We start from the raw sequence: 22,934 nt of genomic DNA on the forward strand, positions 1-22,934 counted from the left end.
TCCGGTGGTCAGGTTTTTCTTGGTCGATCAACCCACTTACCGGAGACCTTCTTCATTTCCCGACCACGACACGCCAGCCCGTCACAACACTTCGAAACACGTCCTAGACCTGGAGATGCCCGGCAACCCCGGCAACGACGCAAAAATCGTCCAGACCGTCCTGGACGGCTCGCTCGACATGGCGGTCGTGGAACGCGGCGCAGACCGCGTCCGGGGGCTGATCGGCAGGTGGAGGCCCGAACCCGCAGAGGTCGACGCGGACGCCCACCACGCGCTCGCCCGGGAGTTGGCCGCCGAGTGCGCGGTGCTGCTGAAGAACACTGGTGACGTCCTCCCCATCGGACCGGACGTCCGGACGATCGCCGTGGTCGGGCGGTTCGCGACCGAGCCGCGCTTCCAAGGCGGTGGCAGCTCTCACATCAACCCCACCCGGGTTGACAGCCCGCTGGAAGAGATCAAGAAGCTGGCCGGGGACCGGATCATCACGGCCGACGCGGAAGGCGCCGACCTCGCAATCGTATTCGCCGGTCTCACCGACAGCCAGGAGTCGGAGGGCTACGACCGGGAGACGCTCGACCTCCCCGCCGACCAGGTGGAGCTCATCCGTACGACCGCCGCCACCGCCCGCCGGACCGTCGTGGTGCTCGCGAACGGCGGCGTCGTGTCACTCGAGGGCTGGCACGACGAGGTCGACGCGATTCTCGAGGGGCGGCTGCTCGGGCAGGCAGGAGGCGGTGCCCTCGCCGACCTGCTGTTCGGCGTGGTCAATCCGTCGGGGCGGCTGGCCGAAACCATTCCGCTGCGGCTCGAGGACACGCCCAGCTACCTCAATTTCCCCGGCGAGCAGCATCACGTCCGGTACGGCGAGGGGGTGATGGTCGGCTACCGCTACTACGACACCGCCAAGCAGGCGGTCCGCTACCCCTTCGGGTACGGCCTCAGCTATACCTCCTTCGAGGTCGGCGACCTGGTGGTGACGGCCACCGGAGACGACAGCGTCACCGCCCGGGTCGCCGTCACCAACACCGGCTTGCGCGCCGGCAAGCACGTCGTGCAGCTTTACGTCTCCACGATCGCCGGGCCCGTCCGCCGTCCCGTCCGAGAGTTGCGCGACTTCACCAAGGTCGCGCTCGAACCCGGTCAGTCCACAGTAGTGCAGTTCACGCTCGGCTCCCGGGCGTTCGCCTACTACGACGTCGTCGAAGGCCGGTGGGTGGTGGCGCCGGGCGAGTACACCGTCCAGATCGGCGCGGACGCCTCGACGATCGTGGCCGAGCAGACAGTGAGGCTCTCCGGCGATCTGATGGCCAAGGAACTGACGCTGGAGTCCAGCGTCGGTGAGTGGTTCGCTCATCCGGTGGTCGGTCCCGTGCTCATGCGGCACCTGTCGGCGGGGATGACCAGGGAGCAGCAGGAGCAGGCGGCCGAGCACGCCGACATGCTCCGGATGATCGAATCGCTGCCGATGCACCAGTTCATCAGTCCCATGGGCGTACAGATTCCGGACGAGGCGGTCAAGGAGATGCTCGACCTGAGCAGATCGGCGGCCCAGGCCACCGCCCTCTGACACGCCCTGTTGCGACGCTCGGGGCGACCTATGCTCGCCAGGCGAAAATTCGCTCCCGGGCTCGCCGATGAGAAGACAATTCCTTAGCACGACCAGCTCTCTCCGACTTCATCGGAGAGGGCTGGTCGTGCTTGCACTTCTTCATCAGCTCCCGAGGCTTTCAGTCGAAACCGATCAGATGGAGGCGAAGATCGCCACGATCGGGAGCAGCGCGCTGGCGCACAGCCCGACCAGCATCGCCCGCGGGCTCGCCCACGCCACACCTCGCACCGCGGCGTCGCGGATCCACCAACGTGCACCGTCCTGGGCGGCCGCGATCTGCTGGTCGGCGGCGGTCCCAGAGCTGGGCGACGGCAGTGACGCATCGTTCCCGTCTGGTCCCCTCACCTGCCCACTCCCACCGTCCGGCCTGCCGTCCACATCCGAGCTCGAGCCCATCGGGTGTCTCGCTGCGACGGCACGCCTGTGGGCATATCGGTTCGGAGCGGGCGATCGACTTGGCCTGCCTCGACGATGCCCGGCTCGCGCTGCTGGACCCCGATCGCGACCTGCGCGGGGCCGCCCTGGAGGCTTGCGTCTCGCTACGCCACGCTCAGCAGATCCTCACCGACCAGATGACTGGCCACAGCCCCGCAAAGGTCGAGCCGGGACGGTAGACGGTCTCGCGCTCCACGCGTTGCGCGACGGGGATCCGCACAACGCCAGAGCGCATCACGATCGAGCCACGCGAGGCCTCCGCGCCTGCGCCAGGTCATCAGCGACCACACGCAGCTGGCGGTCGGCGGCCAGACGACTCGCTACGCCAGACCTCGGCGACGCCGTCATGGTGCACACCTTGCTCGTACGACCCGAGGACGCCGACGGGCTCGTGGAGGTCTTCGACGAGTCCTTTCCCCATGTCCGACCGCCGAGGTGCGTCAGCAGGCTCGGCGTCGACAGGCCGGGGATCCTGATGTCGATCGCCATGGTGGCCACCATCGATTGAGCCACGCCGGACCTGCCATCAATGAGGCCTGGTCGACCACCTGAGCGCTCCGGTCACGCGGGCGGTGTGTTGCCGCTCAGGACCTCCAGCACCCGTACGTAAGGCGCCTTCCAGCGCGCCGGCGAGGTGTTCGGCGGTCATCCTGAGTGAGGGCGCGCGTCCGGGGGTGTCGCTCGGAGGAAGCGCAGTGCCGCCGCGCCGGCGAGGTAGGCGATCAGTGCTTGCGTCGGCCACCCGAAGACGGCCGGGCTCGTGCTGGACAACAAGCTGTTGCCGAGGATGCCGGACGTGACACCGGCGAAGCCGGCCACCGCCAGTGCCAGGCGTGGGGCGGGCCGGCTCGCTGCGCGCGCCAGGGGCAGCGGAATCCGGCCCGGAAGCCGGTTACGCCGGAGGGTGTCGCGGACCTCGATCGGTCCGAAGATCGCGACCAGTAGCGCGAGCATGAGGCTGAACATGATCAGGAAGGGGATTCGCCAGGCGTACCAGGCCACCGAGTCGACGCCGGGAGTGGACAGGACGCCCGCGAAGTGCAGTGCCGTCAAGACCAGGATCGCGGCGGCGATGTGCCACAGGAAGATCGTCAAGATCACCGCATTGACGGCGATCACCCCCAGCCACGCGCGCGAATGCCGCAGCCACCGCTCGGCCCGATCACGTACCAGCAGCGCCGTCCCCAGCTGGACGGCGGCCACCGCCAGCAGGGCCAGGCTGGGCGGCGACATGTTGTCCAGCCGCTCGCCCGGTATATCGATCATGCTGACCGGGTACGGGCCCGCGATCGTGAGCAGCAGCAACGTGCAGAACCCGCCGAACACGAGCGGCAGCGCGGCGCGCATGCGGTTCGCCAGCCGCCCGTCGCGCCAGGCGAAGCCCATCTGATGGATGGCCAGCCACCCGAACAGGTAGTTGCCGTTGCCGTAGAACGGCTCGCCGAGAAGGCGGGCAAGGTCCCCGGCGGCGACGAGACCGACCAGAACCACCGGAACCGCCAGGCCGTACCGGCGGTGCAGGGCGTACATGACCGGGGTCAGCACCACCACCACCAGGTACGCCACCAGGAACCACAGCGGAATCGAGGCGAACCACACCACCAGGCGAATCCGGGCATGGTCGACGTCGAACAGGCGGGCGATCAGCGCGCCGCCGGTCATGACCAGCACCAGGGTGGTGGTCGGGCGGATCAACCGGCCACCCCGGTTGAGCAGCCATTCGGTCGCATTCGCGCCTCGCCCGCGTGCGGCGGCCAGCGAAATCGCGTTGGCGTACCCTCCGACGAAGAAGAACACGGGCATGACCTGCAGCACCCAGGTGAGGGGGAACGCCCAAGGCAGGTCTGGCAGCGCCGACCGGGCGATCAGCTCGCCGTCCTCGTCGTAGCCGACCACCGTCACCAGCCAGTGGCCGAGGACCACCGCGATGATGGAGATTGCTCGCAGTAGATCGATGAACCGCTCCCGCGACGGCGGCGTCTGCTCGGCACGCCGCCGAACACCCCGCAGCGCGGCCCCCATGCCGTCCATGTCGTCAACGCCTCGTGGTAGTCGCCAGTACCGGATCCCTACCCTTCTCGGCGCTCATCTGAGACGCGTACGCGAGCCCCTTATCTGGCGCGGCTGATCTACAGAATCGGTGAAAGTACACGGCATCCGGCTCGGAGCCATCAGAAGGGGGCAGGGGTCAGATCTCCTGGTCGACGATGCGGCGCATGTAGAGGTCCGGCGGCCGGGAAGGAGCGGGCGCCGGCTACCCGGATCGCCTTGCACGGCAGGGCGTCGCGCACAGCCTGGAAGGCGACGATCTCGTACACCAGGTTCTCCCGGACCTCGCCCAATGGCGGGCCAGACGAGCCGCCGGCGCGTCAGGATGTCCATCAAACCTGGGCGGCCCTTGCCCGGCGACGCTGTTTCCACGCCAGGGTCGCGGCCTGGATGACGAAGAAGGCACCACCGGCCGCGGTGTACATGATGAGCGCGGTCAGGTTGGGGTCGTCGCCGACAGCGGCGATCAGATAGGTGAAACCCGCGATGACCGAGAGAGCGCCGGCGATGAGCATCGGCCACTGACGGCCGAGCTCGGGGCTGCGGCGGCGGATGGCCACGGTCAGCTGAGCGGCACCGGAGACGATGGCCCAGAGGCCGAACACGAACAACACCGTGCCGATGCCGCTGATGGCGGCGAGGCCGAGACCGACGGCGGCCAGGGCGCTGAGCGCCGTGTTGAACACCTGCAACGTGCGGGCTGGAGTCCCAGGATCCTCGCTGACGTCGAACAGTGAGGCGACGACGTCGATGATCGGGTAGGCGATGAGCAGGATCACCGAGGTGGCCGCCAACGAGGTGTGGACGGCGGCGAAACCGACCGACCAGGCGATCGCGACGAGGCCACGGACGAAGTAGATGCGAAGGAGGGACGACATCGGAGATCTCCGCTTTCTTTTCGGCTTGCCGAGGTACGGGGGTCACTCTGACCGCCCGTACCGGCCAACCGCCCCAGGGAGAGACCCTGGGCTGGGACACTGTTCCCGGCCCAGGGCACTCCAAGGGAGGACTGAGGATTCGTCCGGACGCGGAGTTCGACGTGGTGGTGATCGGCGGCAGCGACGATGGCCATGGAGTTCCGGCACGTCACGAGGTCTGGTCCCATCTGTCCGTTGGGGATCGAGAGTGTTGTAACCTCCCCGGCGGGAGGTGGCGTGCCGATCAACACCAAGATTTCCGCGCTGCGGGGGCGGCGACGCGAGCAGGAGGCGCTCGACCGGCTGCTGCGTGACGTCCGCGCCGGGCAGAGCCGGGTCCTGGTGCTGCGCGGGGAGGCCGGAGTGGGCAAGACCGCCCTGCTGGACTACCTGATCGAGGCCACGTCGACCGGCCAGGTGGCCCGCGCGGCCGGGGTGGAGGCGGAGACCGAGATCGCCTATTCCGCGCTCCAGCAACTCTGCGCGCCGCTGCTGGGCTGTCTCGATCGGCTGCCCGAGCCGCAGCGGGACGCGCTCGCCACCGGATTCGGCCTCAGCACCGGTAACCCGCCGGATCCCTTGCTCGTCGGGCTCGCCGTGCTCGGGCTGTTCGCCGAGGCCGCGTCGGAGCGACCGCTGGTCTGCGCGGTGGACGACGTGCAGTGGATGGACCGGATGTCAGAGGTGATCCTCACCTTCGTCGCCCGCCGTCTGGACTCGGAGTCGGTCGCCCTCATCTTCGCGACGCGCAGCCCCGGCGACGAACGGATCCTGGAAGGACTGCCGGAGCTGCGCGTCGAGGGGTTGCCGGACGCGGACGCGCGGGCCCTGCTGGACTCGGTGCTGCCCGGGCCGGTGGATGCCCGCGTACGCGACAGGATCGTCGCCGAGACCCGCGGCAACCCCCTGGCCCTGCTCGAACTGCCGCGCGGTCTCACGTCGGCGGAGCTGGCGTTCGGGTTCGGCGGGCACAACGCGACGCCGCTGGTGAGCCGGGTCGAGGAGGGCTTTCAGCGGCGCATCGCCGCGTTGCCGGCGGACACTCGCACGCTGCTGCTCACCGCAGCCGTCGAACCGGTCGGCGACGTGCCGCTGCTGTGGCGTGCGCTCGAACGGCTGGATGTCGGGATGGACGCCGCCGCACCCGCGGCCGCCGCGGGCCTGATCGACATCGGGACCCGGGTTCGATTCCGGCATCCGCTGGTTCGCTCGGCCAGCTGGCGCTCCGCCGAGTCCGCCGAACTGCGCGCGGTGCACCGGGCTCTCGCCGAGGTGACCGATCCCGAGCAGGAGCCAGACCGCCGGGCCTGGCACCGGGCGCACGCCGCGTTGGGACCGGACGAGGAGGTCGCCGGCGAACTGGAGCGGTCGGCCGACCGGGCGATGGCCCGTGGCGGCCGGTCCGCGGCCGCAGCCTTCCTGGAGCGCGCGGCGGAGCTCACCCCCGATTCGGCGAAACGCGCCGGGCGCGCCCTGGCCGCCGCGGCGGCCCGATTCGCGGCCGGAGCCCTCGCCGAGGTGCCGGAGCTGCTGGCCGCCGCCGAACTCGGTCCGCTCGACCTGGTGCAGCAGGCCCGAGTGGAACGGCTACGTGCCAAGGTCGCGTTCGCGCTCAACGCCGGACGGGCAGCCGGGCCTCCGCTGCTCGCGGCCGCACGCCGCCTGGAATCGCTGGATCCCCCCGCGGCCCGGGAGACCTACCTGGCGGCGATCGGCGCGGCCGTGAACGCAGGGCGGCTCGGCGGCGCCGACCTGCGCCGGGCGGCCGAGGCCGCCCGGGGCCTGCCCGCGGGCGGGGAGCCGGCCTCGCTGCTCCTCGCAGGTCTGACGACGTGGATCCTGGAGGGGCACGCAGCGGCGGTGCCGCTGTTCACCCGCGCCCTGGCCGCGGTCGTTCCGGAAAACGATCTGGACCTGGTCTGGCTGAGCGGAATGGTCATGCACGAGGTCTGGGACGACGTCGCGTTTCTCACCAGGACCGAGCAGGCCGTCGGCTACGCCCGCGAGACCGGCGCGCTGTCCCTCCTGCCGAGTGCCCTGACCTTCCGCGCCACCGCGCTGATCTACGCCGGCCGCTTCGCCGACGCGTCGGACCTGCTCGACGAGGCCGAGGCCCTCGGGAACGCCACCGGCTCGCCCCCCTATCCGGCCACCGCGGTCATCCTGGCCGCGTATCGCGGAGACGAGGAGCCGGCGCTGGAACTCAACGAGGCTCTGGTCGGCAATGCCGGGGAGTCTGGCCTGGGGTGGTTGCTCGCCGTCGCCGGATACAGCAGAGCGGTGCTGTTCAACGGGCTCGGCCGGTATCCGGCCGCGCTGGAGGCAGCGCTTGAGGCGGCTCGGTACGAAGACCTCGCGGTCCTGCAGTGGACGCTCGGAGAGTTGGTCGAAGCCGCCGCACGCGCCGGGGCGGGCACTGTCGCGGCCGAGGCACGTGACCGCCTCGCCGCCCGGACGCGTGTCGTCGACACGAACTGGGCACGCGGCGCCCAGGCTCTCGCGGACGCGCTCGCGGGCCCGGCCGGGTCTGTCGAGGAGAACTACCGAGAGGCGATCGAGCGGTTCGCCGCGACCCGGCTCAGTCTGCAACTGGCGCGCGCTCGGCTGCTCTACGGTGAGTGGCTGCGCCGGGAGAACCGGCGGGCCGACGCCCGGGTGCAACTGCGGATCGCGTACGAGGCGTTCACCACGATAGGCGCGGACGGCTTCGCGGAGCGTGCGAGCCGGGAATTGGCCGCCACCGGCGAGACGGTGCGCAAACGGATCCCGGGTGCACGGGAGGAGTTCACCCCGCAGGAGGCGCAGATCATGCGTCTGGCCGTGGCGGGGCGTACCAATCCGGAGATCGGCGCTGTGCTGTTCCTGAGTCCGCGTACCGTCGAATGGCATCTGCGCAAGATTTTCATCAAGCTCGGCATCGGCTCCCGCCGCGAGCTGGCCTCCGCTCTGCGCGACAGGTGACCCCAGGGCCATCTCCCAGGGCCATCTCCCAGGGTGTCACCCTGGGTGTCACCCTGGGGCGACCGTCCTGCTCCGCCCCCGATCGTGACTACCAGATGCCGGACGGCATCGCCGAGATCGCGGAGGAGTGGAAACAGTGGTGGACTACCAGCTTGAGGTGATCGTGCTGCCGGTGGCCGACGTCGACCGGGCCAAGGAGTTCTACAGGCGGATCGGTTTCCGCGAGGATCTCGACTACATCGATGGTCAGGACTTCCGGGTCGTGCACTTCACCCCGCCGGGCTCCCACTGCTCGATCGTCGTGGGCAAAGGCATCGGCACCGCCGCGCCCGGGTCGGCAGAGAACGTGCACCTGATCGTGCGCGACATCGAGGAAGCCCGGGCCGACCTGGTCGGCCGCGGCATCGAGGTCAGCGAGATCTTCCACGACGCGGACGGCGTCTTCCACCACGCGGGCAACGAGAAGCGTGTCCCCGGCGTCTACCCCGGCCGCCTCTCGTACGGCTCGTTCGCCTCGTTCAGCGATCCCGACGGCAACGGCTTCCTGCTGCAAGAGGTCACCGAGCGCTTCCCCGGCCGCTGAACCGGTCGCCGAAGCCGGGCCACGGACGCGCCGACCGGTAACGGCGACGACGACAGACGATGCGCCGGGCCCTCACCGGACCCGGCGCATCGCCGTCGGCCGACGGCGGGCATGCGCGCTCAGCACGCCTTGAAAGTGGTGAACTCGCCCGCGCGGAAGGTGCGGAGGGTGCCCGGCCCGGCCGCCCTCGGGGAAAGGGCGGCGGCCTCGGCGAGGGTTGCGGGCCGCCGCGTTGTGCGAATCAGGCGAGGTCAGGCGGTGACGCAGCGGTAGTTCGCGGCCGAGGCCGTATCCCCGTGACCGGTGTAGCGGGCCACCATCGGGTAGCGGCAGATGTCACGCGTGACGGTCTTGCCGTCGGGGCCGAGGACCGAGGCTGCGAGGGTGGCCGGAGCACGGCCCTTCTCCACCCAGTCGACCAGCGCGCCCAGGTCGTCGGTCGGGAACGGGCCGGTGCCGCCGATGCAGTGGCTCACGCCGGGCAGCAGGAACAGGCGGTAGAAGTCGTCGACCCGCTTGTCGCCGCCGAAGACCCGGTTGACCCGCTCGCGGTAGGCGACCGTGCCCTGGGTGGGCACCAGCTCGTCGTTCTGGCCGTGCCAGCTCAGCAGCTTGCCGCCGGCCTTCGCGAACGCGGACAGGTTCGGGTCGTCGGCGCCGATGATGTCGTTGAACCGCAGCTGCGACGTGCGGAAGATCTGCGCGAACGACGTGTAGGTGAGCTTCGTGATGTCGAACGACGGGTTGCGCGTCACGAAGTACTTGACCCAGCTGTCGGCGACGAAGAACGGCGCGCCGGGAGCGGCCAGGGCGGCCAGGCTCGCGCCCTTGTTCGGCCCATACCAGAGCTTCCGGCCGGAGGAGGAGACCGGTCCGGCCCAGATCTTGCGCACCGCGTCGGCGGTGGCACGGGAAATCGTGATCTCCTTGCCGTCACAGACGATTTTGGTGCCGGTCAGCCGGCGGGCGTCCCAGTGGCACTTCTGCGGGGAGTCGATGATGCCGTCCTCGACCCCGTCGAGGGTGTCACAGGCCTTGACCGCCGCGGTGGTGAACGCCGCCAGCTCACACTGACTGGGCGCGACCTTCTCCTCGTTGAAGACGGCCTGCGACCAGAGCGTGGCGACCGCGAACCGGTCCCAGTTGATCGCCGGCGCCTTGGCCAGGATGCCGTCGAAGTCCGTCGGGTGATCCTGGGCCGCCTGGTAACCCTGGCGCCCGCCGGTGGAGCAGCCGTTCCAGTACGCGTAGCTCACGGATCGGCCGTAGAACCTCTTCGCCACGTCCTTGCCGATGACGGCCATGTCGTGCACCGAGCGGGAGGCGAAGTTCTTCAGCAGCGGGGTGTCGACCTTGCCGTCCGGGGTGAGCGCCCAGCCGCTGACGTCGAGCGGGTTGGCACCGACACCGGCGTCGGTGGCCGCGGCGGCGTAGCCGGCCTTCATCGCGCCGACCAGCGGAGCGCCGCTGAGGTCACCGGCGAGGTAGGCGCTGCCGCCGGTGGCCTGGAACCTTCCGTTCCACTTCTTGGTGTCCTGGGGCAGCGAGATCCTGATGGTGACGTGGTCGTTCGCGCCCGGGTGGCTCACCGTGACGGTGACGTCGCACCAGGCCGGCACGTCGGTGAGCGTCTCCTCGGCGGGGTGCAGCGGGGGAGCGGCGGGGAACGTGACGGTTCCGCCGGCGTGGGCGACCGCCTTCACCGACTCCACCTTGGTGCCGGAGGGCGCGGAGACGGGAACCGGGGCACAGGTCGTGGCCGCTACGGGGCCGCTGTCGCGGGAGACGGCGTTGCCGGCCGTCGGCACCAGCACCACCGCCGCCGATACTGCAGCTGCCATCAAGGCGATCAAGCTTCGTTTCATGCCCGGCATACTCGTCCGGGCCCCGCGGGCCTCGCCCCAGGCAACACCCCGGGGTGCAACCCTGGCCGAGGCCGGCGGGGAAACCGGCTATGAGCCCGATCACAACGGCGAACCAGGTCCTGTTCCCCCGTCATCGGCCGCGGCCGCGGACGGCCAGGACACCGCCCCTGGCGGCGGGCGGCTGCTGCGCCGGATCGACCGGCACGGCATCCTCGGCCCCTCGCTGACCGGCGATTCGGTGAACGTCATCGTCGCTGGCCTGGCCGTCCGCGCGGGTCTCGGTCATCGCCGCGCACGGCCGCTGGTCGCCCACCTCCCCGGTGGTGCTGGGCTACATCCGCGCGGTGGACCGCTGGCGCGACAACGCCATGCGCAACGTCGGGTGAGATTTTCCCGGAACTGTCAGTCCGAATTTGTCATGAGATGTCAGTGCGCTGGTCAGAGCATGGTATGGCCGGGCAAAAACACGGCAAGACGATCACTCGACCACCAAGCACTCAATTACTGTCGTCCCTTGCGTAATGGATCTTGCAAAGTCGGCACAGGTTGTCCGCCGGACGGTCATCTCGCTGACATAAAGTGACAATTTTCCACTCACTGACATGCAGTTTATGCGCTCTGAGCTTCGATTTTATCATTTAGTGTCAGTCGTTTTCGTCACTCAGTTGTCAGTTGGTCCGAGCGGACGGGACATGGCTTGAACACCGCCGTCGAAGGTTGCCGTCGGCGCCCTCGCTGCCCCACCTGGAGACAGCAACCGATCCTGATGGGGCTTCGAAGGGCCACCGGCGTACGGGCGGCTGTTGGCGCAACTACTCGGGTTGCGGCTACGGATTGTGGCTACCGATGTTCGCCCGATGGCATTCGGGATGGACGTGGACGCTTCGACGTGTCGGGCGATTGAGGCGGCGACGGGGGTACGGCCGGACACCGTACGCGCGATGCAGTTGGCCGCTTTCGACGCGAGGCCAACCGAAACGGGGTTCTATGCGCCTATGGAAAATCTTCAGCTCGCTTACCCAGGTATTCCGGGCCAGGCGCAGGCCGCAGACCTGGGCGCCGCCGCCCAAGCAGGACTCACATTCACCTGCACGGCCGCGTAAATGTTGTCAACCTGGCCGACATTTCGCAGGAGACCACGGGTAACAACGCGCTGCGAGCATGCGCGACATGCGGGCCACCGAGACGCACTGCCCCTACTGCGCTCTGCAGTGCGGGATCGCGCTGACCATGGAGAACGGGTCGGTCCGCCTGGGCCCGACCGACTTCCCGGTCAACCGGGGCGGGCTGTGTGCGAAAGGCTGGACGGCCGCCGAGCTGCTTCACCACCCCGACCGGCTGGTCACCCCGCTGGTCCGCGAGGTGCCCGGCGACCGTACGAGCCCTCTGCGGGAGGCCCGCTGGGACGAGGCGCTCACGCTGATCGCCGGCACGATCCAGGCCACACAGCGGCGGTACGGCCCTGACAGCGTCGGCGCCTTCGGCGGAGGCGGGCTGACCAACGAGAAGGCGTACACGCTCGGCAAGTTCGTCCGGGTGGCGCTGCGGTCGTCGGCGATCGACTACAACGGCCGGTTCTGCATGTCGTCGGCGGCCACCGCGGCCAACCGCGCGCTCGGGGTGGACCGGGGGCTGCCGTTCCCGGTGGCGGACATCGCCGAGGCCCGGACCGTGCTGCTGGTCGGCGCCAACCCGGCGGACGCGATGCCGCCGTCCATGCAGTACCTGCACGCGGGGCGGGCCGCCGGCGCCAAGCACATCGTGGTGGACCCGCGCAGGACGGCCACTGCGGCCGACGCGTACCTGCACCTGCAACCGCTGCCCGGCACGGACCTGGCGCTGGCCAACGGCCTGCTGCACATAGCGATCCGCGAGGGCCTGATCGACGACGCCTACATCCGGGACCGGACCACCGGCTTCGAGGCCGTCCGCGCGGCGACCAATCCGTATTGGCCGGGCCGGGTGGAGCGGATGACGGGGGTTCCTGAGGCGAGCCTGCGCGAGACGGCCCGGCTGCTGGCCGGCGGCGGCCCGGCGATGATCCTCACCGCGCGCGGCGCTGAGCAGCACAGCAACGGCACGGACACGGCCCAGGCGTACCTGAATCTGGCCCTGGCCCTCGGCCTGATCGGCAGGCCGTACTCCGGGTACGGGACGATCACCGGGCAGGGCAACGGACAGGGCGGCCGCGAGCACGGGCAGAAGGCGGACCAGTTGCCCGGCTACCGGCGGCTGGACGATCCGGCCGCGCGGGCGCACGTCGCCGCCGTGTGGCGCGTCGACCCGGACGAGCTGCCGCGGCCGGGCAGGTCCGCGTACGAGATGCTCGACCGTCTCGGCACCGACGGCGGAGTCAGGGTGTTGCTCGTGCTGGCCAGCAACATCGTTGTCTCGGCGCCGGACGCCAACCGGGTCGCCGACCGGCTGAAGGCCCTCGACCTGCTGGTCGTCTCGGACATCTTCCTGTCCGAGACCGCGGCCATGGCCGACGTCGTGCTTCCGACCGCCCAGTGGGCTGAGGAGGAGGGCACGATGACCAACCTGGAGGGTCGCGTGCTGCGCCGCAAGCGGGCCCTGCCGCCGCCGCCCGGGGTCCGCACCGACCTGGAGACGCTGACCGACCTGGCCGGGCTGCTGGGCCGGGGACGGTACTTCAGCGCGGATCCGCGCACCGTCTTCGACGAGCTGCGGCGGGCCAGCGCGGGCGGAATCGCCGACTACGCGGGCATCAGCTACGAGCGGATCGAGGCGGAGCGGGGCGTGTTCTGGCCCTGCCCGGCCGACGACCATCCCGGCACGCCGCGGCTGTTCGCCGACCGTTTCCCCACGCCCGACGGCCGGGCCCGGTTCGTCCGCGTCGAACACCGCGACCCGGACGAGCTGCCGGACCGCGACTACCCGTACGTGCTGACCACCGGCCGCAACATGCAGCAGTACCAGAGCGGCAACCAGACGAGGCGGGTGAGCGCCCTGGCCGACGCCCTGCCGGGACCACGCGCCGAGATGCACCCCGATCTGGCCCGCCGGCACGGCGTCGCGGACGGCGACACGGTGGAGTTGCGCAGCCGCCGCGGCCGGGCGGTGTTCCGGGCCAGGCTCGATCCCGGCATCCGGCCGGACACCGTCTTCGCCCCTTTCCACTGGGTCGGTGCCAACCTGCTCACCAACCCGGCCCTGGACCCGCACTCCAAGATGCCCGCGTTCAAGGCGTGCGCGGTAGCGATCGCCTCCATCGACGAAGGGACCAGACAAGTGCACTCCACACCCCGCTTCCTGCAAGGCGTGTTCACCTTCGAGGGCAAGGGACTCGACCAGCCGGTGCCGCTCGATGGCGCGCTCAGCTACGTCGTACCGGCCGGGACCTCCACCCAGGCGGTCTACTTCCGCGGCGGCAACTCCAGCGACGAGCTGATCTGTGTGGTGCTGATGCGCGACGGCAAGCCGATGCGCTGGTTCCCGATCGGTGCGAAGTCCGACGTGCACATCCCGCTGCGCGTCGTCGAGGACCTCGATTCCGGCACGGCCGTGGAGCTCTACCTCTCCGCTCCGCCGGGGGTCACCGGGATGGTCGTGGCCGATCTGGGCCTGATGGAGGTCTGATGAGGCGGCGACTCGTGGTCATCGGCAACGGGATGGCCGGAGCCCGCACCGTCGAGGAGATCCTGGCCCGCGGTGGCGGCGGTCAGTTCACCATCACGATGTTCGGCGACGAACCGTACGGCAACTACAACCGGATCATGCTGTCCAACGTCCTCGCCGGCGTCGAGGAGGAGTCCGGGATCTTCCTCAACGACCTGGCGTGGTACGCGGCCAACGGCATCACGCTGCACTCCGGCCGCCGGATCGCCCGCATCGACAAGTACGCGAAGCGGGTGTACGCCGACGACGGCACCGTCACGCCGTACGACAAGCTGATCATCGCCACCGGCAGCCGCGCGCACGTCCCGCCGATCCCCGGGATCAGCCGGCCCGGCCGCGGCTTCCACCAGGGCGTCTTCGCGTTCCGCACGCTCGACGACACCCGCGCCATGATGCGGTACACCCGCGAGCACGAACGCGCCGTGGTGATCGGCGGCGGCTGCTCGGCCTGGAGGCCGCGCGCGGCCTGCAGAACCACGTCAGCCACGTGACGCTGGTGCACGCCGCCGGGCACCTGATGAACGCGCAGCTCGATCCGCAGGCCGGCGAGATCCTGCGGCGCGGCGTCGAACGGCTCGGCATCGAGGTGGTCACCGGCGCGCGCACCACCGAGATCCTCGGCAAGCACACGGTCACCGGCATCAAGCTCGCCGACGGCCGGCACATCCCGTGCGACGTGGTGGTGGTGGCCGCCGGCATCCGGGCCAACGTCGAGGTCGCGGAGGCCAGCGGGCTGGAGGTCGAGCGCGGCGTCGTCGTCGACGACCAGATGCGCTGCCTGGACGAGCCGGACATCTACGCCGTCGGCGAGTGCGTGCAGCACCGCGGCCAGACGTACGGGCTGGTCGCGCCGCTGTGGGACCAGGCCAGAGTGCTGGCCGACCACATCACGGGACGGAACCCGCAGGCCGCCTATCACGGCTCGCGGGTCGCGACGAAGCTCAAGGTGGCCGGTGTCGACGTCGCGGCGATGGGCCTGAAGGAGCCGGAGCGGGAGGACGACGAGACGCTGGTCTTCAGCGAGCGGAAGAAGGGCGTCTACAAGAGCGTCATCATCCGGGACGGCCGGCTGGTCGGCGCCACCCTGATCGGCGACGTCAGGAAGGTCGCGTTCCTGATGCAGGCGTTCGACCGCGGGCTGCCGCTGCCGGAGGAACGGCTGGAGCTGATGTTCGACCTCGGCGCGCCGCCCGCCGAGGTAAGCGCCGCCGAGCTGGCCGACGACGCCCAGGTCTGCAACTGCAACGGCGTCTCCAAGGGCATGATCACGGCCTGCGTGGCCGACGGCGTCAAGACGGTCACCGGGGTGGTGGACCAGACCAGGGCCGGCAAGGGCTGCGGCACCTGCAAGGGCCTGGTCGCGCAGATCGTCGAGTGGGCCGCCGGAGGAGCGATCGAGGAGGACCCCGCGGCCTCCTGGTACGTCCCCGGCGTGCCGATCCCCAAGCCGGAACTGATGAGGGTCATCCGTGAGCGCGGGCTGAAGTCGGTCTCGGCGGTCTTCGCCACGCTGGCGCCGGGCGGCGAGGAGGACGCCAGGAGCAAGATGGGCCTGGCGTCGCTGCTCAAGATGATGTGGGACGACGAGTACGTGGACGAGCGCGACGCCCGGTTCATCAACGACCGGGTGCACGCCAACATCCAGCGCGACGGGACGTTCTCCGTGGTGCCGCAGATGAAGGGTGGTGTCACCACTCCGGCCCAGCTGCGGAGGATCGCCGACGTCGCCGACAAGTACGGCGTGCCGATGGTGAAACTGACCGGTGGCCAGCGCATCGACCTGCTCGGCGTCCCGAAGGAGAAACTGCCGGAGATCTGGGCCGACCTGGACATGCCGTCCGGGTACGCGTACGGCAAGAGCTTCCGCACGGTGAAGACCTGCGTGGGCTCGGAATTCTGCCGCTTCGGGGTGGGTGACTCAACCGCGCTGGGCATCGCCATCGAGGAGCGCTACCAGGGCGTCGAGGGGCCGGGCAAGATGAAGCTGGCCGTCACCGGCTGTCCGCGCAACTGCGCCGAGGCGTACGTCAAGGACCTGGGTGTGGTGGCCATTGACGGCGGCAAGTGGGAGATCTACGTCGGCGGCGCGGCCGGGGCTCACGTGCGCAAGGGCGACCTGCTGGCCACCGTCGACTCCGCCGATGAGGTGATCACGCTGACCGGACGGTTCCTCCAGTACTACCGGGAGAACGCCAACTGGCTCGAACGCACGTACGCGTTCGTCCCGAGGGTCGGCATCGAGCGAATCCGCCGGATCGTCGTGGACGACTCCGACGGCATCGCCGCCGACCTGGACGCCGCGATGGCGAGGGCGGTGGCGGCGTACCGGGATCCGTGGCGGGAACGGGCCGCGCCGGTCACACCCGGACAGTTCCGCCCATCGCTGCCGCTGATCGAACAGCCGAGGGTGCCGGCGGCCGGCTCGCCGCAACGGGAGGCGTGATGGCCGGCATGACGACCGGGCACCGGCTCGGGCCGCTGGACGACATCCCGGTCGGCGAGGGCCGGGCGTACGCCGTGGGGGACCTCAAGATCGCCGTCTTCCGGCTCCGCGACGGCGGTGTCCGCGCGGTGTCCGCCGTGTGCCCGCACGCCGGCGGCCCGCTCGCCGACGGGCTGATCGACCGGCGGCTCGTCGTCTGCCCGCTGCACCAGCACACCTTCGACCTCAGCACCGGGTGCTCCACCACCGGGCAGCCGCCGCTCACGGTCTACCCGGTCCGCGTGGACGCCGACGACCAACTCGTACTGGAGATATGACCCGTGCCGATATCGAGCCGCTGCATCTGTCCGGCGGCCCCGGACACTGACCCAGCCGGTCGGGGACAGTAGGCGAACCCTCACGCCCAGCGGGTGCGCCGGATGCACTGCGGCGCCCGCCTCCGCCAGCACGTCCGCCGCCCGGTACCAGCCGCTGATAGACCACTTAGGACAATCGGCGTTTGAGGCTGCGCATGGCTTCCATCGCTCTTGCTCGCCGAGAGTTTGCGGCGGGCAAGAGGCGCGGCCTTCGATGTCGTTGCGTAACTGGATGATGGCCATGATGTGCAGGTCACTGTCTGCGGCTACGTCCCGGCTGGCACGCCTGACCGGCCGCCGCCTTCCCGTGGAGGCAGCCGGCGCGGGACGGTCCCCGGCCAGGGATCTGTCTCACGCGTCCGAGCGTCGGAATTGCTACGGCTTGACTATGAGATGGCCCCTGACGTTTCCTCTCGCGAATCGGGCATGCGCCTCGGCGACCGCTGCGAGCGGGAAGGCCTCGGCGACGCGCGGAGTCACAAACCCCTTGTCCACCAGGTTGGCCAGATCCGCCAGACGCCCGGCGTCAGGTTTGGCCCAGACGGGATGCACCTGCACGTCGCGACCGGGCTTCGGCTCACCACCGATGACCAATGTGACGAATCTGCCACCGTCCTTGACCGTCTCGGCTGCGACATCCTTCAGAACGGCCGTGTCCACGACGCCGTCAACTCCGCGGGGCGCCCACTCCCGAACGGCAGTCGCCAGATCGGTGTCACGTGCAATGAAGTGCTCCGCCCCCATCCTGAGCAGTGTCTTCTCGTCGGACTTGCGTGCATGGGCTGCCACACGCAGTCCACGATGTCTTGCGAGTTCCACGACGAAGCCTCCGACGCATCCGGCAGCGCCTGTCACCAGGACGGTGGCTCCCCGAGGAAGGTCGAGCGCCTGAAGCGCCTGGTCGGCGGTCAACCCGTTGAGCGGAAGTGTGGACGCCTGCGCCAGGGTTGCGCGCCGGGGTGCGTGGACGACGTGACCGAGGTCGAAGACGACCTTTTCCGCCTGCGCGGCGTAAGGGGAGGCGAGTGGTCCGCACACGCCCATCACGTGGTCGCCCTCGACGAAGTCCGTGACCTGGGCTCCGACTCGTTCGACGACGCCGGCGGCCGATCGGCCGAGGGCGTAGTAGTCGAGATCGGCGAGGTAGCCGGCCAGTTCACCGGAACGAATGTCCAGGTCGACGGCGGTTACCGGCGCGGCGGCGACCCGCACCAGAACTTGCCTCTCACCGACGTCCGGTTCCGGCAGGTCAGCGACCTCGAGAACCTCAGGACCGCCGAAAGAGCGTACGACAACCGACTTCATCTTCAGTTCCTTCCGTTGCTGTGTAAGCAAGTACCGACCGTGTACGCGTGCCTCTGGTGCACCGCGTCGAGCCTGGCCTCGTGTGCTGCCCTCGGCCCGGGCCGGCGGGCGCAGCCTGCTCCCTATTGAGTTGACAGCATGTCCGGCTAACCCCCATGCTCAATTTAGCAGTACATAGTGTCCTACGAAATGGTTAACCCACATGACATGCCTGCCAGTAGGACAACGTCTTCTCAGCGCACTGGCGATCACCGTCGCCGGGCTCACGAAAAAGGAACCATCCCATGCCCCGTAAGCGCACACTCGCCGTCGCCGCTCTGATCGGCACCACGTTCTTGGCCGCCGGCACCGCCGCCATGGCCGACGTATGGGCCCCGGAGTCCCCGCCTTTCCATGGAACCAAGCGCTTCTATCACATCATCGAGAACCTGCACAGCGGCTTAGGCCTGGGCGTTCCCGGGGCCAGCACGGACAACGGCACGCAGATCATTCAATGGAACGGCGTCAACGTCGCCATGAACAACCAGTGGGAGATCGTTCGGCCGGCCGCAAGTCCCGGGTTCATGCTCAGGAACCGCTGGAGCCGCCAGTGCCTGACGGTGCACTCCAAGACAGTGGGCGCCCCCGTTGTGCAAGAGCCCTGCCAGAACTCCATCAACCAGCAGTGGGTCACCGAGAAGGTCAATGGAATCGATCCGCACTTCGTCGCTTTCAAGAACCTCCACAGCGGGTTGGACATGGTGGTCGATAACGCATCAACGGCGCTCGGTGCGAAAGTCATCCAGTGGTCGCGGACCACGGCGCCCAACGCGTTCTTCAACATCACGGCTCCCGTCGGGCTGCAGGTAACCGACTGAAGCCCTCGGCGTTAGCGTGGCCCGGCGGCGCGTTCACCGCGCGCCAGGCCACTCCGTGGGCATCGAGGCCGACGCGTCCTGTTCTCCCGCGCCCAGGCTTGCGATGACCGGGGTCCGACCGCGCGGCGGTGGCGTCGCGCCCACTGCCGGGCGCGTTCGCGAGCCCGGTTGAGGTCGTCGGGACCGGGCTGGTCTCGGGGATCGTCGCTCACGGCCGGCCCGTCGTCGAGGTCGTGCAGGACGGTGTCGGCGGGGTCGCCGAACAAGCGGGCACGACGACGCGCCCGTCGGGGGCCAGCGCCTGCCGGCGGCGGCCGGAGCGGTAGACGCGGCCCAACTCGGTGTGGTCGTAGCCGTCGTCGAGGTGCACGCGATAGGAGCTATTGAGCAGACTGCATGCGTCCTGGCCGACGTCGCGCCGGTGCTGACCTTCGACGCCGCCAAGCACGTGTAGGACGCGTACTTCAACGCCGACAAGTGGACGAAACCCACGAGTGACAAGCCCAAGCAGGTTCCCGGCCACGCCCCTTACGGGCCTTTGCACCGTGAGGTCGAAGGAGCCAACGCGGATCTGGTCGACCCCGACTTGGCGCCCACCGGGACCATCAAGAAGAACCGCGCCCATTCGATCAGCATCTGCCGCAAAGAGTGGCCGGAGGTCAAACCGAAGGAAGGCTCGCTCTCGGCCAACGGCAACTTCTCGGTGCGCTACATCAACGCTTCCGACAACCGCAGTTCCGGCAGCCAGCTCGGCGTCTTCTACCAGCAGACGCGCAGGCTCGGCAACGACCCCTTCTATCTCGCCGCCAACGCGCGCCCCCAGGACCATGACCAGCCCTCTGTCCGCTGACGACTAACATCGTGGCCCGCCCGGTTCCCGGGCGGGCCACGATTCTTTGACAGGAAAAACGTGCTCCCCGCCGACGTGAAGTACGCCGAGCTGACGGATGCCGGTCTCCCGGACCAGCTCTGCCTCACCTGGGTCCGGGAACCCGACATCGACGAGGTCGCCCGCCGCTTCGGCGCCGACCCCACGTCGAAGGAGTGGGCCGACGACGACCGCATCGCGGACCTCGAGGAGGACTACCGGGCCGAGCTGATCCACCTCGTCACGATCGGGGACTGGACGCTCGCACTCGCACCCAACGGCTACCAGGGGTCCAGGAGCGAGGTCATGGAGTCCGTCTCGGCTCGGGGGCGGGCCTTCAGCGTCTACTGGAGCGCTGCGATGGACACTGCCGTCATCTTCGCCGTCGACGGCGTGGTCCAGACCGAGTTCGACCTCGCCGAGGTGGACGAGCGGACCGGCGCCGACCTCTCGGCGCTCGACCCGCTCCTGGCGGAGCTGGGCGTGCGCGACGAGCTGAGCCTGCCCGAGCTCCAGGCCCGCTGCCTGGCCATGGGGGAGAGGCTCAGCGGAGCCCTCGTCCCACCCGGGTGGCTGCGCTCTCCCCGCCACGTCTTCAAGATCGTCGACCCGCTGCCCGACGCGATCGTCCCGCCCGCCTACCTCAACCCGCGGGCGCCCTTCCTGGACGAGCCGGAGATCGCCCGCGTCCTCGCCGATCCCTCACCCGCGATGGCACCGGCCGTCAACCGGCAGATCGCGACCACCGTCATCGCGATCGCCGGAATCGAAGACCCGATCGCGGGCGAGGTCCTGCGCCTGCTCGACACCGGCGAACGCTTCCCGGGGGAGCGCCAGGAACTGAGAGACCGGTTGATCCGGGAGTCCGACGCAGCCATCGACCAGGCGAATTCGCTCGGCGGCGGCCCCGAGGCCGACCGGGTGAAGGTGACCGCCAACGCCCTGGCCATCCTGCACGGGACCCTGTGGCCCGAGCCTGCTGAGGCGGCGAGCGCGGCCTCGATGCAGGTCGCCAGCATGAAGGTGCCGAACAGAATCGACTTCATGCGCCTGATCGTGCTGCGTAACGTCAGCGAGCACATCATGCGCGCACGGCGCGCTGATCGTTAGGAGAAACGCCGCCACGAGAGGTCAGCGACCCCCTCCCCGGTCATACCGGTTCCATCCAGGAGGTGGGCTGCTCTCCCGGCCGCCGCCTGCTCGCCACCGCCAGCAGTGACAAGACGGTGCAGTTGTGGGACATAGGCGCCAGAGCCGAGCGAGCCGTCTTTGCGATTGGGCGTTGCAGAATGATTCGGGCCTACCTAAGCCCGGTTTTCCAAAGACGGCGGGAGCGGCGGGCGGGGGAGTGCCCATGCCGAGTTCGTCGGCTTCCCGGCCGCTACCGCCGATCGGTTTGCGCGGGGAGCGGGTGGACGGGGATCGGCGCGTTGGGGCAGGTGGCCGCGATGGAGGTCAGGGTGTCCTCTCCTGCGGGTCGGCCGCCAGGCACCAGCGGCGTTTCACGGCGGTCCATTCGGCGATGTAGCGGCAGCGCACCGGTTCGATCGGCAGCCATTCGGCGGGGTCGCGGTCGGCCTTTTGCCGGTTGGAGCGGGCGGTGACCGCGACCAGGTGCTCGGCGGCGTCCAGGTCGTTGGCGTAGGCCTGGCGCCGGGCGGCATCCCAGCCGGAGGCGCCGGAATCCCAGTCCTCGGCGAGGGGGACGAGGTGGTCGACGTCGAGTTCGGAAGCCGCCTCGACCACGACGTCGTCGTAGTAGCTGTACCAGGCGCCGCGGGTGAGCACACACCCCGCATCGACGGCCGGGGCGTCGATGGCCTCGGCGATGAGCACCTCGAAGCGGGCCGTGCACCCGTCGGCGTCGGCGTCGACCCAGTGCCGGAAGCTGGTGCGCTTGTAACCCGGCCGACCCGGTTGCTGGCCCGCCGGCGGCTGCGGGCCAGCGCGGCGCGCCCGGAGGGCCTTCCTGGCGACGTCCTGTCCCTCTCCCCGGACCAGAGCACCCCCAGGGCAGCGACCGCGATCACGTGCGGATAGGCGGCCCGAGCCCCGTTGTGTTCCACTCGGGCTGTGGGCAGAGCAGAGGCGCCGATCGACCCCTCGGACGGGCCGTTCGCGGAGTTCGCGAACGACCTGCGAGAACTCCGGCGGGCGGCCGGGAACCCGCCCTATCGGGCTCTGGTCGGCAAGGCCAATTACTCGGCCTCCACGCTGGCCAACGCCGCCAGCGGCAGAGTCCTGCCCTCTCTCGACGTCACCCTCGCCTACGTCCGGGCCTGCGGCGGCGACGTGGCCGCGTGGGAGCGGCGGTGGCATGAGGTGAACATGAACACGACGCTGCGGCCACCGCCCGTCGTGGACCCGGACCCTCCGCCGGCGGAGACCCCGAACCGCAGGAGATGGCCGTGGGCGGTCGTCGCGGTCGTCGGCAGCGTGACGGCCGGATTGGTGCTGCGCGGTGGCGCCGAGGTCACGGCGATCGATCTCGTCCCGCTGGCGCGGGAGGCGTCGTGGCGGTCCGGTCAGGGGACGGTTGAGTGGGGCTCGGCCTCTCCCGCCGAGTGGGGTGAGGCGAACCTCGCCCTCCAGGCGCCGATGGAGAGCGGCGTGCGGGTCGGCTCGGTGATCGGCACGCATCCGGAGTGGGTTCCGCACGGGTATCTGGAGGGTGACTTCCCGCTTCCCCGGCCGGTCCACGATGGCGACCGGCTGGTGGGGACGGTCGGTTTCTTCGTCGACGAGCGGTGTTTCGTCGAGGGCTGCCGGGTGGGTGGCGAGGTCGACTTCTCCGTGTACGTCATCCACGAAGGCGTCCCCCGCGAGGTGATCGCCGTTCACGACGTGGGGAACGACCGGCGCACCCCTCGGCTCGGCGCTGATCTGTCCCCGTACGAGGGAGCGTCGACCGTGCGGATCCGCGTCGACGCCGGGCCCACCGCCGCCCAGGACTGGGCCGGGTGGTGGGATCTGCGGGTGGAGCCGCCCGGCTGATTGTCCGGCGTTTGTCCAGACCCCTTCCGGACAACGATTTCGCCGCTACACAG

Annotated in this window: 16 protein-coding genes and 3 pseudogenes; 13 read left to right on the forward strand and 6 right to left on the reverse strand. The window is 69.7% G+C overall.

From position 1 onward, the window contains the following. The first annotated feature begins 115 nt into the window (after positions 1-115). A complete protein-coding gene (locus GT755_RS37390; protein ID WP_202611005.1) occupies positions 116-1,567 on the forward strand; it encodes a glycoside hydrolase family 3 C-terminal domain-containing protein in 1,452 nt (483 codons plus the stop codon). Between the two features lie 174 nt (positions 1,568-1,741). Here the strand turns inward: GT755_RS37390 and GT755_RS37395 are convergent, their stop codons facing one another. After that, positions 1,742-1,954: a hypothetical protein gene (locus GT755_RS37395; RefSeq protein WP_161484288.1), complete on the reverse strand. Its 213-nt coding sequence runs from the start codon at positions 1,952-1,954 to the stop codon at positions 1,742-1,744. A gap of 448 nt (positions 1,955-2,402) precedes the next feature. Between GT755_RS37395 and GT755_RS37400 the strand changes: the two genes are divergently transcribed. Continuing rightward, positions 2,403-2,552, forward strand: coding sequence for a hypothetical protein (locus GT755_RS37400; RefSeq protein ID WP_161484289.1), 150 nt, complete (start codon positions 2,403-2,405; stop codon positions 2,550-2,552). 137 nt (positions 2,553-2,689) lie between these two features. Here GT755_RS37400 and GT755_RS37405 read toward each other — a convergent pair whose 3' ends face one another. Both GT755_RS37405 and GT755_RS37410 read right to left on the reverse strand, forming a co-directional pair. Continuing rightward, positions 2,690-4,075, reverse strand: coding sequence for an acyltransferase family protein (locus tag GT755_RS37405; protein ID WP_235968242.1), 1,386 nt, complete (start codon positions 4,073-4,075; stop codon positions 2,690-2,692). A 350-nt stretch (positions 4,076-4,425) separates the two neighbouring features. Further along, the gene (locus tag GT755_RS37410; protein WP_161484290.1) at positions 4,426-4,971 is read right to left on the reverse strand and encodes a DUF308 domain-containing protein; all 546 of its coding nucleotides are present in this window, start codon (positions 4,969-4,971) and stop codon (positions 4,426-4,428) included. Between the two features lie 276 nt (positions 4,972-5,247). On the opposite strand from GT755_RS37410, the gene GT755_RS37415 reads away from it, so the two are divergent. Together GT755_RS37415 and GT755_RS37420 are read left to right on the forward strand one after the other, a co-directional pair. Beyond that, positions 5,248-7,971 (forward strand): helix-turn-helix transcriptional regulator, encoded by a 2,724-nt coding sequence (locus tag GT755_RS37415; RefSeq protein WP_202611006.1) that lies wholly within the window; start codon positions 5,248-5,250, stop codon positions 7,969-7,971. A gap of 139 nt (positions 7,972-8,110) precedes the next feature. After that, entirely contained in the window at positions 8,111-8,554 is a 444-nt protein-coding gene (locus GT755_RS37420; protein WP_161484291.1) for a VOC family protein, read from the forward strand. A gap of 251 nt (positions 8,555-8,805) precedes the next feature. On the opposite strand, the gene GT755_RS37425 is transcribed toward GT755_RS37420, so the two are convergent. Further along, positions 8,806-10,395, reverse strand: a complete 1,590-nt coding sequence (locus tag GT755_RS37425; protein ID WP_202611007.1) for a tannase/feruloyl esterase family alpha/beta hydrolase — start codon at positions 10,393-10,395, stop codon at positions 8,806-8,808. Between the two features lie 1,194 nt (positions 10,396-11,589). Between GT755_RS37425 and GT755_RS37430 the strand changes: the two are divergent. The 3 genes and pseudogenes from GT755_RS37430 to GT755_RS37440 all read left to right on the forward strand — a co-directional run. After that, positions 11,590-13,659: pseudogene (locus GT755_RS37430) on the forward strand (molybdopterin oxidoreductase family protein); the annotation flags it as partial. Positions 13,660-14,051: 392 nt separating this feature from the next. After that, positions 14,052-16,501: pseudogene (nirB, locus tag GT755_RS37435) on the forward strand (nitrite reductase large subunit NirB). Next, positions 16,501-16,818 carry a Rieske (2Fe-2S) protein gene (locus GT755_RS37440; RefSeq protein ID WP_161484294.1) on the forward strand — a complete coding sequence of 106 codons (318 nt, stop codon included), beginning with the start codon at positions 16,501-16,503 and terminating at the stop codon, positions 16,816-16,818. Before nirB ends, GT755_RS37440 begins: the two are co-directional and overlap by 1 nt. 414 nt (positions 16,819-17,232) lie before the next feature. Here GT755_RS37440 and GT755_RS37445 read toward each other — a convergent pair whose 3' ends face one another. Then, entirely contained in the window at positions 17,233-18,162 is a 930-nt protein-coding gene (locus tag GT755_RS37445) for an NADP-dependent oxidoreductase (protein WP_161484295.1), read from the reverse strand. 284 nt (positions 18,163-18,446) lie between these two features. Here GT755_RS37445 and GT755_RS37450 point away from each other — a divergent pair, with 284 nt between their 5' ends. From GT755_RS37450 to GT755_RS41710, 5 genes and pseudogenes are all read left to right on the forward strand, one after another. Then, entirely contained in the window at positions 18,447-19,019 is a 573-nt protein-coding gene (locus tag GT755_RS37450) for an RICIN domain-containing protein (RefSeq protein WP_161484296.1), read from the forward strand. Positions 19,020-19,147: 128 nt separating this feature from the next. Then, positions 19,148-19,345 carry a hypothetical protein gene (locus tag GT755_RS37455; RefSeq protein ID WP_161484297.1) on the forward strand — a complete coding sequence of 66 codons (198 nt, stop codon included), beginning with the start codon at positions 19,148-19,150 and terminating at the stop codon, positions 19,343-19,345. Between the two features lie 212 nt (positions 19,346-19,557). After that, the gene (locus GT755_RS37460; RefSeq protein WP_161484298.1) at positions 19,558-19,869 is read left to right on the forward strand and encodes a hypothetical protein; all 312 of its coding nucleotides are present in this window, start codon (positions 19,558-19,560) and stop codon (positions 19,867-19,869) included. Positions 19,870-19,929: 60 nt separating this feature from the next. Continuing rightward, positions 19,930-20,997 carry a DUF6461 domain-containing protein gene (locus GT755_RS37465; RefSeq protein WP_161484299.1) on the forward strand — a complete coding sequence of 356 codons (1,068 nt, stop codon included), beginning with the start codon at positions 19,930-19,932 and terminating at the stop codon, positions 20,995-20,997. A 44-nt stretch (positions 20,998-21,041) separates the two neighbouring features. Further along, positions 21,042-21,116 (forward strand): annotated as a pseudogene (locus GT755_RS41710) (hypothetical protein); the annotation flags it as partial. A 226-nt stretch (positions 21,117-21,342) separates the two neighbouring features. Here the strand turns inward: GT755_RS41710 and GT755_RS37470 are convergent. Continuing rightward, positions 21,343-21,723, reverse strand: a complete 381-nt coding sequence (locus GT755_RS37470) for an HNH endonuclease family protein (RefSeq protein WP_202611009.1) — start codon at positions 21,721-21,723, stop codon at positions 21,343-21,345. A gap of 237 nt (positions 21,724-21,960) precedes the next feature. Here GT755_RS37470 and GT755_RS37475 point away from each other — a divergent pair, with 237 nt between their 5' ends. Continuing rightward, positions 21,961-22,881 (forward strand): helix-turn-helix domain-containing protein, encoded by a 921-nt coding sequence (locus GT755_RS37475; protein WP_202611010.1) that lies wholly within the window; start codon positions 21,961-21,963, stop codon positions 22,879-22,881. Positions 22,882-22,934 lie beyond the last annotated feature (53 nt).

Source organism: Herbidospora solisilvae, assembly GCF_009901565.1.
Taxonomy (GTDB): Bacteria; Actinomycetota; Actinomycetes; order Streptosporangiales; family Streptosporangiaceae; genus Herbidospora; species Herbidospora solisilvae.

Coding starts and splice junctions, on each gene's coding strand:
- GT755_RS37390 (WP_202611005.1), top strand. CDS start 116: ATGCCCGGCAACCCCGGCAACGACGCAAAAATCGTCCAGACCGTCCTG.
- GT755_RS37405 (WP_235968242.1), bottom strand. CDS start 4,075: ATGGACGGCATGGGGGCCGCGCTGCGGGGTGTTCGGCGGCGTGCCGAG.
- GT755_RS37410 (WP_161484290.1), bottom strand. CDS start 4,971: ATGTCGTCCCTCCTTCGCATCTACTTCGTCCGTGGCCTCGTCGCGATC.
- GT755_RS37425 (WP_202611007.1), bottom strand. CDS start 10,395: ATGGCAGCTGCAGTATCGGCGGCGGTGGTGCTGGTGCCGACGGCCGGC.
- GT755_RS37440 (WP_161484294.1), top strand. CDS start 16,501: ATGGCCGGCATGACGACCGGGCACCGGCTCGGGCCGCTGGACGACATC.
- GT755_RS37445 (WP_161484295.1), bottom strand. CDS start 18,162: ATGAAGTCGGTTGTCGTACGCTCTTTCGGCGGTCCTGAGGTTCTCGAG.
- GT755_RS37450 (WP_161484296.1), top strand. CDS start 18,447: ATGCCCCGTAAGCGCACACTCGCCGTCGCCGCTCTGATCGGCACCACG.